Source organism: Marinomonas mediterranea MMB-1 (assembly GCF_000192865.1).
In the GTDB taxonomy this organism is placed as follows: Bacteria; Pseudomonadota; Gammaproteobacteria; order Pseudomonadales; family Marinomonadaceae; genus Marinomonas; species Marinomonas mediterranea.
On record NC_015276.1, the window covers coordinates 2,041,923 to 2,058,021 of the forward strand.

General features: G+C 42.6%; 14 protein-coding genes. 9 read left to right on the top strand and 5 right to left on the bottom strand.

Going from position 1 to position 16,099, the window contains the following annotated elements:
• Positions 1 to 21: 21 nt before the first annotated feature.
• Both MARME_RS09395 and MARME_RS09400 read left to right on the top strand, forming a co-directional pair.
• Positions 22 to 516, top strand: a complete 495-nt coding sequence (locus MARME_RS09395) for a hypothetical protein (RefSeq protein ID WP_013661026.1) — start codon at positions 22 to 24, stop codon at positions 514 to 516.
• Positions 517 to 604: 88 nt separating this feature from the next.
• Complete coding sequence (locus tag MARME_RS09400) at positions 605 to 1,552, top strand: IS30 family transposase (protein ID WP_013661027.1); 948 nt, start codon at positions 605 to 607, stop codon at positions 1,550 to 1,552.
• Positions 1,553 to 2,822: 1,270 nt separating this feature from the next.
• Here the strand turns inward: MARME_RS09400 and MARME_RS09410 are convergent.
• Complete coding sequence (locus tag MARME_RS09410; protein ID WP_013661028.1) at positions 2,823 to 3,971, bottom strand: hypothetical protein; 1,149 nt, start codon at positions 3,969 to 3,971, stop codon at positions 2,823 to 2,825.
• Between the two features lie 124 nt (positions 3,972 to 4,095).
• On the opposite strand from MARME_RS09410, the gene MARME_RS09415 reads away from it, so the two are divergent.
• Positions 4,096 to 4,956 carry a BRCT domain-containing protein gene (locus tag MARME_RS09415; protein WP_013661029.1) on the top strand — a complete coding sequence of 287 codons (861 nt, stop codon included), beginning with the start codon at positions 4,096 to 4,098 and terminating at the stop codon, positions 4,954 to 4,956.
• A gap of 365 nt (positions 4,957 to 5,321) precedes the next feature.
• Positions 5,322 to 5,888, top strand: a complete 567-nt coding sequence (locus tag MARME_RS09420) for a KilA-N domain-containing protein (RefSeq protein ID WP_013661030.1) — start codon at positions 5,322 to 5,324, stop codon at positions 5,886 to 5,888.
• Between the two features lie 53 nt (positions 5,889 to 5,941).
• Here MARME_RS09420 and MARME_RS09425 read toward each other — a convergent pair whose 3' ends face one another.
• The 3 genes from MARME_RS09425 to MARME_RS09430 all read right to left on the bottom strand — a co-directional run bounded on the left by MARME_RS09425 (position 5,942) and on the right by MARME_RS09430 (position 7,488).
• Positions 5,942 to 6,799, bottom strand: coding sequence for an endonuclease I family protein (locus MARME_RS09425; RefSeq protein ID WP_013661031.1), 858 nt, complete (start codon positions 6,797 to 6,799; stop codon positions 5,942 to 5,944).
• Positions 6,800 to 6,895: 96 nt separating this feature from the next.
• Positions 6,896 to 7,063 (bottom strand): hypothetical protein, encoded by a 168-nt coding sequence (locus MARME_RS22285; protein ID WP_013661032.1) that lies wholly within the window; start codon positions 7,061 to 7,063, stop codon positions 6,896 to 6,898.
• 221 nt (positions 7,064 to 7,284) lie between these two features.
• Entirely contained in the window at positions 7,285 to 7,488 is a 204-nt protein-coding gene (locus tag MARME_RS09430) for a hypothetical protein (RefSeq protein WP_013661033.1), read from the bottom strand.
• Positions 7,489 to 7,620: 132 nt separating this feature from the next.
• Here MARME_RS09430 and MARME_RS09435 point away from each other — a divergent pair, with 132 nt between their 5' ends.
• A complete protein-coding gene (locus tag MARME_RS09435) occupies positions 7,621 to 8,457 on the top strand; it encodes an alpha/beta fold hydrolase (RefSeq protein WP_013661034.1) in 837 nt (278 codons plus the stop codon).
• Here MARME_RS09435 and MARME_RS09440 read toward each other — a convergent pair.
• Positions 8,438 to 9,307: a hypothetical protein gene (locus tag MARME_RS09440; RefSeq protein WP_013661035.1), complete on the bottom strand. Its 870-nt coding sequence runs from the start codon at positions 9,305 to 9,307 to the stop codon at positions 8,438 to 8,440. The two genes, MARME_RS09435 and MARME_RS09440, sit on opposite strands and share 20 nt — an antisense overlap.
• 605 nt (positions 9,308 to 9,912) lie before the next feature.
• Between MARME_RS09440 and MARME_RS21835 the strand changes: the two genes are divergently transcribed.
• The 4 genes from MARME_RS21835 to MARME_RS09460 all read left to right on the top strand — a co-directional run bounded on the left by MARME_RS21835 (position 9,913) and on the right by MARME_RS09460 (position 16,078).
• On the top strand, positions 9,913 to 10,215 hold the full coding sequence (locus MARME_RS21835; RefSeq protein ID WP_041647858.1) for a site-specific integrase: 303 nt from the start codon (positions 9,913 to 9,915) through the stop codon (positions 10,213 to 10,215).
• A gap of 290 nt (positions 10,216 to 10,505) precedes the next feature.
• Positions 10,506 to 11,513, top strand: coding sequence for a hypothetical protein (locus MARME_RS09450; protein ID WP_013661036.1), 1,008 nt, complete (start codon positions 10,506 to 10,508; stop codon positions 11,511 to 11,513).
• A 732-nt stretch (positions 11,514 to 12,245) separates the two neighbouring features.
• On the top strand, positions 12,246 to 14,786 hold the full coding sequence (locus tag MARME_RS09455; RefSeq protein WP_013661037.1) for a bifunctional diguanylate cyclase/phosphodiesterase: 2,541 nt from the start codon (positions 12,246 to 12,248) through the stop codon (positions 14,784 to 14,786).
• Between the two features lie 44 nt (positions 14,787 to 14,830).
• The gene (locus MARME_RS09460) at positions 14,831 to 16,078 is read left to right on the top strand and encodes an ABC transporter substrate-binding protein (RefSeq protein ID WP_013661038.1); all 1,248 of its coding nucleotides are present in this window, start codon (positions 14,831 to 14,833) and stop codon (positions 16,076 to 16,078) included.
• Positions 16,079 to 16,099: the final 21 nt, after the last annotated feature.

The window sequence follows — 16,099 nt, forward strand, 5'->3', positions numbered from 1 at the left end:
TTTATTTCTATGGAAATGATCATGGCAAAGGAAAAGAAGTACAAGCACACGCAAAAATTACTTAAGATCGCAATTTCGGAAGGTGGATACACCAATGTTGAAATTGCTAGAAAAGCAGGCCTAAAAGAAAGCTCTGGTTCTCTTGTATCAAGGTGGCGCAATGGCAAGGCACTCGCTACAGAACGTCAAATGCAGTACTTCATAAATGAGTATGGTGGCCAGCTAAAACGAAGGAATACTCATTTATTCTACGGGTTGTCTCTCAACGAAGATAAGAGTGGGATAATGTTTAAGTACACTAAACTAGAAGGCGAAGAACTGTTTTCTTCTATAGTTCAAACATGTAGAAGAGTACGCTCAACTCCACAATACAGCAAAAACGAAGAACGTATGAAAGCTATTAAACTAGTTGTGCTTGAAAAAGAGCAAGGTTTTGCCCTAATAAAACTAGTGAGAGCTATGCTTTTTGATTACAACATTAAAAATGGTGAACTTATTGCTCCTAAATTCAGATAATAAGTGCGACACTGCAAGACAGGTGTAGAAGAAGCCAACTGCTGAAGTTGGTACACTTCTTTTCACCACAAAAACAAGCAGTACAAACATGAATTATCAGCAGTTGACCGAAGGGAAACGATACCAGATTTCCGCTCTTTTAGAACAAAAAATGTCAGTGCCCAATATAGCCAATGCCATTAAGTGTCATAAAGCCACGGTTTATCGTGAATTAAAGCGTAACAGGCAAGCAAAACGCTATTGCCCTAAGGAAGCACACACTCTTTGTCTAACAAGACGAAAGAGGTCTGCAAAGTATCGAATACCAACAAAAACGATCAATTATATACGGACTCTTATTGAGTTTGACTGGAGTCCAGAGCAAGTATCTAACGTATTGAGACTATGTGGTGTTCCAGTCAGTCATGAGTGGATTTATCAGTACATTCATGATGATAAAAGGCTCAAAGGAACACTTTACCGACACTTAAGACAGGGTCATAAGCGCTATAGGAAAGGCAAACGAACAAAAGATGAAGTTATAAAGAACGCTGTATCCATAGAGGAGCGTCCTGATATTGTCGATACGCGAAAACGTTTTGGGGATTGGGAGATAGACACGGTTTTAGGTAAAAGTGGAACTGGCTCGATTGTCACGCTACTTGAGCGAACGACGCGTTTTTACTTGATAAAGAAAGTGAATTCAAAATCTGCTCTAGATGTCACCCAAGCGACGATAGAGTTGTTAATGCCCTTTAAAGATCATGTGCATACGATTACAGCAGATAACGGTAGAGAATTTGCTCATCACGCTAAGATTGCAGAAGCGCTGGATACCAAAGTCTATTTTGCCCACCCTTATAGCTCTTGGGAGCGCGGCGCGAACGAAAACAGTAACGGCCTTTTAAGGCAATATGTGCGGAAAGGAACTGATTTAAGAGAGATTGAAGATGACGTCATTCATTGGGCGATGACACGTATCAATTATCGTCCAAGAAAGTGTTTAGGGTTCAAGCAGCCAGCAGTCGCATTTAAAGAGATGTGCTTAGCGGCTTGAAATGAAAAGTGTCGCACTTCGAACTTGAATTCAGGCTGAACATTTAAAATTGGAAAAAAAGACTGGATTCATGGGGATGCAGAAAATAGTAACTGGTTTGCTGAACAGATAGTTGAGTGCGCAAACATTGATGATCTCGTAATTGAATTTCATAGTTTTATGGAAAGTTTGGAGTCCGAAGGTGGGTTTGCTAAACAACAGCAATATGCACTTTCCAGTTATACAGAAACCGAACCAGTGAGGTTCGCCTTTTATCAGAAGTTTTTGAAGTTGGGCTTGCAGAGCAAGCATTTTCCGTTTTAATATGAGATCCAAATCCAATAAAGCTAAGTGGTGCTTAGAACCGCGGTATGCAACTGGTTAGCAGTTGTTCGTTTAAATGCTATCAATTTAGATGCACCACCCCAGCAATAAAGCTGGGGTCGTGTCCAGCATTTTGGTGTCCTTAGTTGCCTGTCAGAGACTAGGTGAAAACGCTGAGGCAAGTAGCCGAAGAAGCACTAAGGTATTACGGGATAGGGTGGGTAGAAGCCGAACCATGCAGTCATTAAGTAGTGCATCGTTCGGCTTTTTTATTTGATTAATACATCGTACCCGCATGCCCGCGCTTTCTGCGGGCTGTCTTGAGAAGGGTTATAGAATCCCTGAAAAATGGATGAAAGCTAAACACGCCAGTAGGACTATCGCGACCCTGTTTTCATAACTCATATATCTCTCCAGTTTTTGAATAGAGACATAATTTTATGGGCATTAGGTCGCGCTTACAGACCATTTGACGGCCAAAAACGCGACTTAATTCGATCTAAGCGCGAATTTCTAACAATCACCCCTCCAGATCAAGTCCACAAATTCAGGATGATCTATGAATGGGTTACGAGTGAGTTTGAAAACCGTGACCTCAAATTCATTGTTCAATTAACCAGCGTACATAAATCGCCTATTCACGGTTCGCCGGATTGTTTCTTATTTTTATCCTCTATAACGAGGTCTGGCATGTTCTCTGTAGATTGATCGTCGCCAAAGGCATCCTCACCCTAAACGACATCTTCCCACCCGAAATGCGCGGTAACTGGAGCATAGATAAAGTCACCGCGAGAGGGGATTGCAGAGGAGGGTATCGGTGAGGGCTTGTAGCAGCATATATTTCTATATAAAAAGGCCTGTCTAGTTTTCTAGGCAAGCCTTTTGTGATCTATCTATAATGACGAATGCTGTCAAACAAAAATTTATTACGGGCAGTACCGTAAGGCTTTCCAAGCAGAAATAAGCGTCAACTGAGTTTTCCGTCAAGGCTAATTTCGAGGTTTCTAGCTGCCGCTTCTACTTTCTTAAGGGAAAGGTTCTCTTTGTTACGCCAATATAAGCGATATTCGTTAGGATCTTCATTGTATAGTTTTTGCTCAGATTCTATTTCTTTTGCGATCCTTATGCTTCTTTGTCTAGATATTCTACTTGAAAGCTCGTCTACTTCTCTCCAATATGCGTATGAATCCATTTCATCATCCCTGTAGTTTGCAAAATGTTTAGTATTTGAGTCTTTTTCTCGAATGTGATGATATTCCTTGCTAAGTCTATGAAGTTTTTGATCTGTAGTGGCTAACCACTGCTCCACCTTAAACGTAACTCCATCAATCTCTATATCAGCCCCCATTTCCTCGCTCATAGCAGCGCTTCCAAGCCATGAAATGTCCATTGCCGCGTTCATACAGTGGGCTGCAAAAGATTTTTTACCACCTTTCTTTCGGTAAAAGTTATTCTTCATATCCTTGTAAATTTGTTTAAGTTTTGGTGAAAAAGATTCGATTTCGCGAGAAGTAGGTGACCAAAAAGCAAACTTAGCAATCTCTATTTCAAAGGCGTGTAGCCTATCTACCATTGAAATCATACCGCTCAAGTAGCTTTCAAACTGCTTTATGGGTGTAAGCGCATGATTTTTCTTTATATCTTGGATTAATAGCATGGCCACATAAAAATGCCCATAGAAGTATCGCTCTGCATCAGTTAGCCCCCAAAAGTTACGTTGATCTAGAGGTGAGTCGCTCTGAGGGGTTCGGTATGTGGCTTTTTTATCAGTCTTATGACTTTTCCAGAAAAGCTCGCAAAATAGCTCGTATGCTGCGTGTTTTTTAGATATATGCGTCTCTTTCGCCTCATTAACTCCAGCAGCGGTCATTACCACTAAGCCTGTTTGGAGAAGATCATATAAAGGCCCTAGACCTAATTTACTCAAATCTTCCACAGTGGAATCTCTGGTAAGCTGTTCCATTTGGATCAGGGCATTCAAGTCTAAATTTAGTTGAACGACCATGCCTTTTTTTAGAGTTTTTAACAGGTACTCTAGCGTTAGGTTTTGATGATCTTCATCAAAGTATCGTGCTGGTTTACTAAATCTAATTTCGTTTGGTACGGTTGATTCCATGATTACTCCTTTCTGTATATATATACAGTGGTGGCCTTTTAATTGGTTTCAAGGATATTTGTGGAGTTTTTTGAGAGCAGTGGAGTTAAGGTGTATATTCGTTAACGTACCTAAGGAGGGCGTTATGGAAAAAGTGAGTTATTTTTGCTTAGATCGTAATCGAAAGAAGGCTGCAATTTCGCTAAAAGGTATTTTGCAGGGAGTTGTTGCTGATCAGGAGCTAAATGAAGTTGAGATACTGTTTTTGGATGTTTGGCTGAAGTCACAAGAGCATTTGAGAGACGACAGCGATGCAATTGATTTATTGGATGCGGTAGGTGATATTCTTGCTGATGGAGTCGTTACCGAAGATGAAATAGATGATCTAAAAACGTTATTAGAAGATATCGTCAAATTCAAAGAGGTTCCCCTGGATAAAAACATTGATCGAGTCAATGAGTTTTTGGCTCTGGTATCTGGAGTGGTTGCCGACGATATTCTTAATACCGAAGAGCTTTCAGCACTAATTGATTGGTTGAGTCGTAATGACGATCTGTTTAGTACGTTCCCAATTAATCTAGTCGTCAAGAAGATGGAACAACTAGAGCAGTCTGTATCTCAAGAAACTATGAGTGAGGAGCTTCTTCAATATCTTAAAAAAGTCTCAGGTGCCAATTTTTGCGAAACTGGTAGCGTTGAAGTACACCCTTTAGCTTTTATTGAAGATGAAATTGACTCTATAAATCATCTAAATTCAAGTATTGTAGTCTCTGGTGAATTTGACATGGGAAGTAGGGATGATGTTAAAGATATTGCTATAGGACGAGGTTATCGGCTGTTAGGCTCTGTAAGCAAGAAAACGGACTATCTTGTTTTTGGTTCTAAGGTTTCTCCTAACTGGGGAGCAAATAATTTCGGCGGAAAAATCGAAAAAGCTGTCAAACTTAAATTGGAAGGTTACCCTATTAAAATTATCTCTGAGAGTCAGTGGATTAGTTTTTTATAGGTATGACTTGCATATGTCGGGAGGGTGGTGAATACAATACCTACTACAAGGAATAAGCCCGCGATACTTGTTGACTGTTCTGAACCTCCCGACACCATATACTTGCTAAATCCTACCGATCTCTCTATCATTTGTGTTGAGGCGTCGAAACCTCTGTAAGCGGAAGAGTAACCAACCCCGATAGTGTTGGCTTTTTTGTGCCTGAAAGATGGCAACCCTTGCCCGTGTTGTACCCGTAATGTGCAATCTAAGTCGGGAGGGCAGCAGTTATACAATACCCTTGGGGAAAGCTGCTCGCGGTTTCTTACAGCCGTTTCGAACCTCCCGACACCATTTTATTCGAAAAAAATGTAAGGAGGCCAATGATGGCTAATCTAACAATCTTATCTAAAGATATTCGTCAGAAAGACGGTTTGTATTCTCTTAATGATCTTCATAAAGCATCAGGTTCTGATAAGAGGCATCAACCTGCTAACTTCCTGAGGCTCGAAACAACTCAAGAACTTATCGGTGAAATAGATAATTCCTCAGATCTGAGGAGTTTAACATTTGAAAAAACTCAAGGAAGAAATGGAGGCACATGGGTCTGCAAGGAGCTTGTCTACGCATACGCTATGTGGATCAGTCCAAGTTTTCACCTCAAGGTGATACGGGCGTTTGACTCTGCTCAATCAAGCCTGCCCAAACAGCTTCCTATAGAACACGCTTCCATTCCTGATGAATCGTTAAAATTTCAACTGATAAACAATATTGCTCAGTCTATGCGGTTTCAACAAGATACGGTCGTTGTACCTGCCATTGAGCTGGTTAATATGATTCAAGCAGTACGAATGTATCAAATGCAAATAGCGCAACTTAAAACGCCAGATTGGGTGAATGAGACAATTGAAACGCTAAAGCAGAGTACAGGTCGTACTTTTGCAGATATGTAATGTATAAAAATGCCCACCGTATGGTGGGCTTTTTCAAAACTATCCCTGATGGCTTATGGGCACTTGCTCGCCCATATTGCGTCCACAAATTCAGGATGATCTATGAAAGGGTTACGATTGCCTTGTAGTTCTTCAACACGATCGTTACGAGTGCGTTCGAAAACCGTTACTTCAAATTCGTTGTTCCATTTAACCAGCGTACATAAATCGCCTATCCACGGTTCGCCGGATTGTTTTTGGTTTTTGTCTGCTAAGACGAGGTCTGGCATGTTCTCTGGAGATTGGCCGTCGCCAATTTCGTAGCGAGTAGCCATGTAGAAGATCATACGGGCAATCTGGCCTTTAGCACGGTCCGTTGGTTCAAAGGATTGTGCGGTTTTGTCTAAATAGGCTCCGCTAACGCGCTGGCTACCATCTAATAGTTTGTCGTAGACGATGTCTCCGCCTTCGTCGTAGCCGTAGTTACTGTGGGTGCCGTTAATGTTTCGATCGGCAGGGCGAAGGTGGTGCAGGTCGGTATAGCCGTCTTGGCTTTTTTTCTTGAACCCACGCGACTTAGGCCACACATGTTCTCTATCCCACGAGTCATTTTTACTCGCGCCTCTGTTTGCCTGGTCAATACTGCGGGTTTCGTCGAGATAGAGAAGCTGTACTAGTCCACAATCTGGCTGAGTGGCGGGGCAAGCTGAATCAGTGTAAACCAACGCTTCCCACACATCGATTTTCTCACCATCATACCAATCATCATTTCCACTGGATGTATAAGGTAAAGGGTCCTGTCCATCGATAATACTGTGCAGCTTTGCTTTAAGATTCGCTCCTGTTAGACCTTCCGTACCAGCGTAATAGTTAGAACTCGCCCACGAAAGCGTGGACACCCCTAGTAAAGCAATTAATAGATACTGAAACATCCCTAAAACCTCCTAGTCGTTATTGTTGATCACTTTTTAGACTAGTCGATTTTTGTGACAGTGGTGTGAGCAGCGAAATTGCTCAGGACAACGTTTTTATTGAATAGTTACTGTTGATTCTAAGTTCAGTGGCTTAAGTTGGTCTCGTAACTGTTCAATATGTTCAACGATTAGGTGCTGACGATCTTCAGGTAGCTGAGCGATGTCATTTAGTGTGATGTGTTCGATTGCTTCGAGCAGTTCTAGCAGGTTCAAGTTATCCATGATTCGTCCTTTTACTTTGTAGAAGCCCTTCCTAGGCTAAAAGTGAAATACGAATTTATCACTTTTAGCTGCTAAAAGGCATTAGCTTTAATCACAAAAACGAAAGTTTGGTTGTAGTTCCTCAAACTGATAGGAAAACGACCACAAAGCACACTATAAGCCACGCCAAATACATCCAGCCGCCTCTATTTTCGAGTAGGTACTTTATAAAAGGGCGCTTGTCAGACATTGGGTATTCTCTCTATGGCTTGCTCAAGGTTCTCAAGTCGGTCCATTAGTAAGCACAGTGCGTTGTTGCGAATTTTTGGCGTGATCTCTTCTAATGTGCTGTCTTTCGAGAGTAGGACGGTGAGTGCTATAGCTTGCTGAGAATACTTAAGAGCGTCATCGTGCGGAGAGTCAATTTTGACGTAGTTGTCGACCATATTTCCTTATCTCCATGTTCCATAACCCATAAATCTGTAGGCTTTGTCCGTTTAAAAAAACACTGGTTTTTGAAAACCATTGCTATAAACCAAAACTACATGAGATAGATGTTAAAATCTAGGGGTTTTTATATGTATAAAACATTAAATTTAGGTGGTGTTGAGTATCGCTATGCAATTTACGGCTGTGAAGGCTCTGATAACTATGGAATATTTCTGTTGGGAGCCTTGCAAGAAATCGCTACTGTTGAGTTTTTTTCTAAGTATTTTGCACGTACTTTGAACACCATTGTTATAGAAGCACCGGGTACTGGAGAGAATGCGGTGCTCTCAGGAACAGTTACTATTCGAGAGCAATCGAAAATGGTTTTAGACCTTATTCAATGCTTAGGTGTTGAAGAGGCACACATTTTTGCTGTTTCTTATGGTACTGCGATTGGTGTTGAGCTGTGTGATATTTGGAATGGCGTGAAGTCTCTCTCTGTCGCTTGCGGTGTACCTGGTATACCCGAATCAGCCCGGATGGCAACGATCGATGTAATTGCGGCCGCTAGAAGAGATAGAAAGACATTTGCTAATACGTTTGTGAATGTGCTAACAGTTGATAAAGATACCATTCCAAAGAACGATGTTATTAGACGCTCGGTGATTCGAAGCGTTTCAAAGTATGATGATTATCGTGCAATTTCATTTATTGAAAATAGTATACGACTGTTAGCGCATAAACCGACAAACTTAGCGGCGGTCTCTATGCCAGCTGTTGTGATCGTGGGTGAGCACGACCCTTATGCAACGCTTAAGATAACGAAGGGCTTTGCAGATCAATTACAGAACGCTCACTATGTTGTTCTAAAAGACGCTGATCATCTATTGCATCTACAGCAACCTGAAAAGCTCGCTCAGGCGCTTATCGCTTTAGCGAAAAATCAAATCAGAACAACAGAAGAGTTTAAGCAGTTAGCGAGTTAGCATAAGCAGTCGCTACGCCTTTAATGATTTCTATGACGTAAGGCTTTTGCTTTTTTGGAAGTCTACGTAAAGAATCAACGAGCAGCATGTCACGAACATGTTGCTCCCCTCTAAACTTATGAAACTCACTATACTCGATCATATGTTGGGTAAAGGAAAAGTGATCCGAGAGCTGGAAGCCAAGTTTCATACGAGCCCCAACAAGTATCGAAAGAGGTTGAGGGTTGTCTTCATCTTCTAATACGCTGTAGCTGTAGGGTGATAGCCCTAGCACCTTCGCCATCGTTGATTTACTCAATTTATGTTCAGAGCGAAACTCTTTGCCATATTTTGCTAAAGCGCGGTAGTAACTGTCACCAAATGTCTTTAAATCAATGACGATTGGGGCTGCATATTCAGTATCAATGTTGTTCGTTAGGGGAGGTAATGATTGTGCAAGTGTATCGAGAGCGTGTTTGCCTTCATCATCAAGGTAAAGGTGGATACATTTAAGGACAACATCGAACTGTTCATGGGGCATTCTGCCGATGTTTATAAGAGCTTCAACAGCAGATGAATCCATTCCGCGAAACTCTTCCCTAACGCTTGCGCCGCGATAGAAAGATGTCATGGGTAACATGGTTATCCAGCTAAAGGCCGCGATAAAGTGAAGCGGACGAACTGTCGAATATCGAGGTTGAAAATATCGCTTTAGAAGTCCCGGCTCAATATTTGAGAATCGTGCCGCAATAGTCTCCGGTGTCCATCCTTGTGTACGTTTTACATAGACCATACTTTCGACCGCATTTTGCTCAAAGCCTTCAAGCAAAACGCTTAATTGATCTAACATCTCATCCGGTAAAATCTTCAATGTGCGTTCCTAGTGTTCTTAAACTGTATCAGCCTGCCATTCTATCACTGGTGTGCACTATCTTAAAAAGGGTATTGAAATAGGTATAAAAAGAGAGGTATCGAAGACTGGTTTGCTTAAAATTTGCTAAAGAAAAAAGGGGTTATGGTTAAGTTGTTGAAATATATAGATTTGTTTTTGTGTTGGTTCAATCGAGCATTGGAGCGATAGAGAGTCGTCTGTCGATCGTGTTGCTTGATCCAGAAAAAGGAGAGCTACTTGGGTGTTTCGGTTGTTGTCTGCATTAAATAATAAAATCGAATTCGGCAAAAAGTGCATAGGATGTATTGGACGCCACGGAACACTCAGACAGGCGGAGCAATAGTATGAAAATGCTTCTGTCTTAAGCAAAGAGCACGCCACTAAGAATAGCCTAATTATGTCATAAAATTACAGGATTAAGCGATGCTTTTCCCGCCTGTATTTCAGCGGTATTTGAAAAGCAGCTTAAATCTTATTTTGACGGGTTACTAAATGACTCTTTATGGTGACGCCTTTATATAACATTTGATGATGTATGGCTTATTCCTATGTAAGTCTGCCAGCCAATAAGATGCTTGTTCTTCATGACGCAGCTGCTCAACGCAACCAGAATAGGGGAGACATCGCTCGCAGAATGGAAGTCATTTTCCAACGCGCGATTGGAGTGGAGCATTCCCGAAGAAAACGCCAAGAACCGGCTCCCGATCTCCCAACACGCTTACGACCTGATACATACATTGCCAAAGCACGGCGACTATATCTTCTCTTCCAACGGCGACAAACCCTATGCCATACGCACAGTAGAGCGTTGGTATCAAAGCCTCAGCGACGAAGTCGGCATCAAATTCACCAGCCACGACATACGCGTCAAAAGCGTCACAAGCTGATACTTTGGAGAAGGGTAAAATAGAAACTTCAGTTTGAAGAATATAATATTAAACATTATTGGGACATTTATCTTGAGATGTCAGTGCTTTCAAGGATATTAACATGTGTACCCTGATAAATTCTGATATCCGATCAATGAGCGACGATTTGTCCCCCACCCCCATGTATGGCTTGGCGCCATGCGCTTGTTTTTTTATTCTTACTGCGCGATGCTAATGAAGCTCTTGATTTTAATAAATGTAATCATATGGCTTAGGATTGATAGTTTAGCGCCTTAAGGAGGCACAGCATGACGCAAGAGATATATACCGAAGTAACCAACAACGGTGTGACATACGATGTGGTGGGGGAGCCTTCTACCATGGATGAGGAGATTGAAGCACTTGGTGGTGCCAATATAGTAGGAGCAGGTGCCAACGGACTAACAATCACCGACGAACAAGTCGAAGCGATAATGAAGAAATTAGCTATTGCAGCTGTTTCTAAAATCCCCGTCGTAGGGCAAGTACTGGGGCCAATCTTGGGCTTCCTAACCGAAGATCGCCGTTCTGTTTGGGAGCAGGTCGAGGGACAGGTCAAACGTGAGATAAACAACCGCATCATGGAAGAAAAAATAAAAACCATGCGCGGTATTAATGACGGACTGGGGGATGGTTTCAAGAATGCAGCGAATTACGAAGGACAAACCCAATACACAGCTCTGATCTCCTTAGCGGGCCAGTTTGATGCCTTTCGCGGTATGTTCCAAGGAATGTCAGATAGTGGACGTGATTGGTTTGAAACCTTACCTTTCATCACTATGCTGGCCCTTCAGGAGACCTTGGTTCTGTCGCTACTAGTTAAGGCTGGTAAAGACCATGATACTGAAAAAAATCAACAGGTAAATCAAGATCGATTTGAAAACAGCAAGAGCAACTACGTTGAATACATTAAACTAGCCGCGCAGCAAGTTCTGGAATGGCGTATAGGTGAGATCGAAGTCAAAACCCAAAGTGGCGGTTACATGCAGTTTGGTGCAACCGTGACAGCTAAGGACAACTGGACGGGTAAGAAAGTAGCTTCTGGCAACGTACCTATGTTCCCTGGCAAGGATAAGCCAAAAGTGACACAGGAGATCGAAGCATACAAAGAGAAAGTGCGCAACGAAACGATTGACTTCCTAATGCGTACCTCGGTCGGTCCGTTGGAGCCTTGGGGGCTAGATCGTAGTATCTTCGATCGGAACCCAGGTTCTATCTGGGCGCAGCTGCTAGGAAAAGCGGTAAAGGCCATCATCGAAAATATGGCAAAGAAGTAGGCCGTCGCCGCAAACGTCATGAGGAAACCACCCCTTATCGGATGGCCAAATTAGATAGTTCACGTCACTCTTGATGTTGGAAATTGGTAAATTCAGATTTGTGTGGTAATGCCTAACAACCTTTGATATCTGAGAGTGTAGGTTGGTCGTCATGGCGCTATACAAGAGACTAATTGAGTTTAACTCCTTTACAAATGCCACCTGCGGGTGGTTTTTTGTGCGTGAATAAAACTTATCCATCAAAAAAGATATGTGACTTACCGCCAACATGCGCCATAGAATTGTTAAGACACTATGCTCTCGCCCAATAAACACAAGGCTTTATATACAAAATGTCGTTTTCATAAGAAGAGAACGACATTCCTTACTCACACATACAACCTTCGTTATCTAAAGCGTGTTTTTTGTAAGAACTCTATGGCTGCTTTAGCAAATAAGTTAACGCGCTTAAAACCACTTTAGCCAAGCGTACTATCATCGGTTTGTGACCTAAAATGCGATCTGTTTCAAGAGCACTACACGTCTTTCTAACGCCTTCTCTCACTGCTTTAGTCCCAACTACGAATTCTGCTTGAAGCTCAATGAGGTAGAAATTACGTCAATTTTGTTGTGTTAACGCAATTTATTTTCGGATTGTTACGTTTTGGTGCTGAAATTTAACTTATGAAGACTATATGTGCTTAAGTGCAATGGACTATACTTGAGGAAATACGGTTTCGGGATTAAGTTGTAATGTCGACACTCGACAATAAGAAGCTAATCACTTTAATTCGTTATGCACCCGTCGCCGTGGTGTGTCTGTTTTCTATTTCCGTAAATATTATTGCAATTCAAGACAACCGCGAAAAAGCCTTACACAGCACAAACAGCCTACGAGAAGAGTTGCTTAATCAGCGACGTGAAGTGGTGCGTTCGCAAGTTCATCAGGTTTACAAACAACTTATCGTTGAAAAGTCCAATATACGATCTCAGCTCGAAATGAACACGAAACAACGTGTTTATGAAGCGTATGGGATTGCTCATCACATTTACGCGAACAATCGAGCGAAATCAAAAGAAGAGATTTCTGCGCTGATCTCAGAAGCGCTCCGTCCTATTCGTTTCTTTAACGGAAGAGGGTACTACTTTGTACTGAACCGTTATGCCAATAATGTCATGCATGGGGTTCAGCCAGAGCTGGAAGGTACTAGCCTCTGGAACTCGGTTGATAGTCATGGTGACTATTTTGGCCGCGATTTGGTTAACGTTGCGCAAAAACGAGGCGAAGGCTTTTTGCAATGGCGCTTTCCTAAACCGGGTGCGACATTGGATCATGATTGGAGTAAATTGGGGTTTGTTAAAGAATTTGAACCGTACGAATGGGTGATTGGGACAGGTGAATATCTAAGTGACGCTTTAGATGATACCAAGCAGCGCCTTTTGCATTGGTTCAGTGAGTACGAATACGGCGAAAACGGCTACTTCTTTGTCATAAATAAAAAAGACGGCACCTTGCTGTCGTTGCATCACAATGATTTTATGGGGCTGGACTTACAAGTTGGTAAGAAAATAGCCCAGGGCCTTCTTGAGCAGATGTTAGAGCAAGTGTCTCATGGTGGAGGTTTTATTACCTTTCAAAAACCACTGACACTGAGTGGTAAAGTACAGTTAGAGCAAGTCAGTTACGTTCGCGAAGTAAACGGTTGGGATTGGATAATTGGTACGGGGTTCAGTACAGGAAGTTTTGAAAAGTATTTAAAAATAAAAGAAGAACAGCTTGAGGCATTTAACCGCGAAAGCCTTTCTAAGCTGGTGGTGCTGACGTTGATTTCCACTGTTCTTCTGATCGTCGTTTCTCTCTATGTGAGTAACCTCATTGCGCGACGCTTCGAGATGTTCCAGTCGCGTATCACGAAAGACTTTAATGAACTGAATAAGACCAAAAACAAAATGGAGTACATGGCGCTCCATGATGAGCTAACCGGCTTGCCCAACCGTGTTTCATTGATTAAAGAGATCAACATGGGGGTCGCCTACGCAAGAGACACGAAATCCCGTTTGGCGGTGATGTTTGTTGACCTCGATAACTTTAAAAACGTGAATGATTTGTATGGCCATGGCGTGGGAGACCAGCTGTTAGAGGTGGTCAGTCGCAAATTTGAATCCTTGATTGGGGTTCGGGATTTGGTGTCACGTTTTGGTGGAGATGAGTTCATTTTCTGTTTTCCCACTATAAAAAGTGCGGAAGAGACACAGCAAATAGCGATCAATATTCAAAACTTGCTTGCTGACGCGATTATTATTGAAGGGCGAGTATTAACAACGAGCTGTAGTATCGGTGTTGCTATGTATCCCGAAGACAGCGATGATGCCGAAACCTTGATTTCGCAAGCGGACACTGTGCTTTATCGGGTCAAAGCCACGAAGAAGGGAAGCATTTTATTCTACGATGACAGTGTCAGTGAGCAAATAAAATATCGAATGACGGTTGAAGACGAACTGGTACGGGTCATTAAACGTGACGAGATGTATATTTGCTATCAGCCACAAATCGATTTAAAAACCAATAAGCTCTATGGTGTCGAGGCATTAGCCCGATGGAAGAATGAAAAGCTCGGTTTTGTTTCGCCAGAAACCTTTATTTCGATTGCGGAAGAAATTGGCTTGATTCATTCACTTGGCTTTTACCTGTTTAGGAAAGCTTGTGAAGGGCTGATCGAGAAATTCCCAAATGGCAAAGAGGCTATTGCCTTGTCATTTAATGTGTCGCCATTGCAAATATTCGATCCGTCCTTCGGTATGAGTTTGGTTCAAATGTGTCAGGAAATAGGCATCGATACGGACCGCATTACGCTTGAAGTCACGGAAAATATTCCAATTAGCGACTTAAAGAACATACAGCCTTATTTGACTGAACTGCGAGAGGCAGGCTTCGGGTTGTCTTTGGATGATTTCGGGACAGGGTATTCGTCGTTGAGCTACATCAATAACCTTCCGCTCACCGAAATCAAGATCGATCGCGCTTTTGTGAATCAATTTCTTGAAAATCATCAAACGGAAATGCTTGTTCGTATGATTCTTGGGATTGGGCAGTCTTGTGGAACGCGTGTTGTGAGTGAAGGTGTGGAAACGATTGAAGAATTAAACAAGCTGACAGATATGGGTTGCGATCTTGCGCAGGGGTACTATTTTGATGCGCCTATACGAATCGAAGAGCTTGCTAAAAAGTGTTCCGAAAACATGGAATATGGCTCTCCTCAAGCACTAACGCGCTACAGTATAAAAGACAGTTAGGCATACTAAATATGCAGAGATCTGAGATAAGCAGGTATCAACGGATGGCACCCATGTTTGTTGCTTTGGGTGCTCTGTTCTCGTCTTGTGCGCTGGCGGCACCGACTGAGATTTCGCTTTGGCGTCATGTGGCGGGTGTGGCGGAGATGAAGGCCTCTCTTGCGGCCATTGGACGCTTTAATGAGAGCCAAGAGCGCTGGAAAGTCGTGCCGGACTATGTTCCTGAAAAAGCGTATATCCAATCGATCGATGCGGCGGCGGGAGCAAATTTGCTACCTTGCATTATCGACATAGATCAACCTTTAGTGCCTTACTTTGCGTGGAAAGACGTGTTAACTCCCCTTGATAACCTGATTAAAAGTGACTTACTGAATTCAATTAATGAGTCTGGAAAAGGGCGGTATCGATCTAGCGTTTATTCCGTAGGACAATTTGATGTATCCCTTGTGATGTATACGCGTAAGTCATTATTAGAAGAGTTGTCGCTCAGGATTCCAACGTTTGATCAACCATGGGATCGACCCGAGTTCGAATGGGCGTTGAGTGTGATTAAAGAGCTGGGTGAGTTTGAATACCCGATTGATTTGCGTGCGCACGATAAAACAGAATGGATCTCTTATGCATGGGCGCCACTTATGCAATCCTGGGGGGCGGATTTAATCGACCGAGATACCTACGTTGACGTTGAGGGCGTTCTTAACTCTGATAAAGCGGTTGGTTTTGGATCTTGGCTTCAAATTTTAAAATCGCAGGGTTTTATCCCGACAGAGTATCTTGATGACAATGCCTTCATTGATGGAAAAGTTGGAATGCTTTACTCTGGGTCTTGGATGCTAAAAGACTTGGAGGCGGAATTTGGTGAAGATTTGGCAGTTTTGCCTGCGCCGGATCTAGAAAACGGTGTCGTGATTGGTGGTGGTTCATGGCATTGGGCGATTACCAGCAGCTGTGAGCATACCGAAGGGGCGAAAGAGTTTCTGTCTTTTTTGTTATTGCCAGACGAACTTGCCAAAGTGTCAGAAACGGCTTCGTTGTTTCCAACGTCTGAGGCGGCTGCGGAGTTAACGAAGGAGTATGCCAAAGGCGGAAAGTGGAGAGGGGTGTTTGAAATGTCTAAGATGTATGCGAAACCACGCCCAGCGACCCCCGCTTATACTGCTATTTCAGTACATTATCGAAAAGCGATGTCTGATATTTTTGGGGGTGTCGATCCTAAAATCGCATTGGACTTAGCAGTGGAGAATATTGAAGCCGCGATGGCTCGCAATCGAAACTATGGTTTTAGTGAGTAGCGTCTTTTTTGCTCTCTGCTC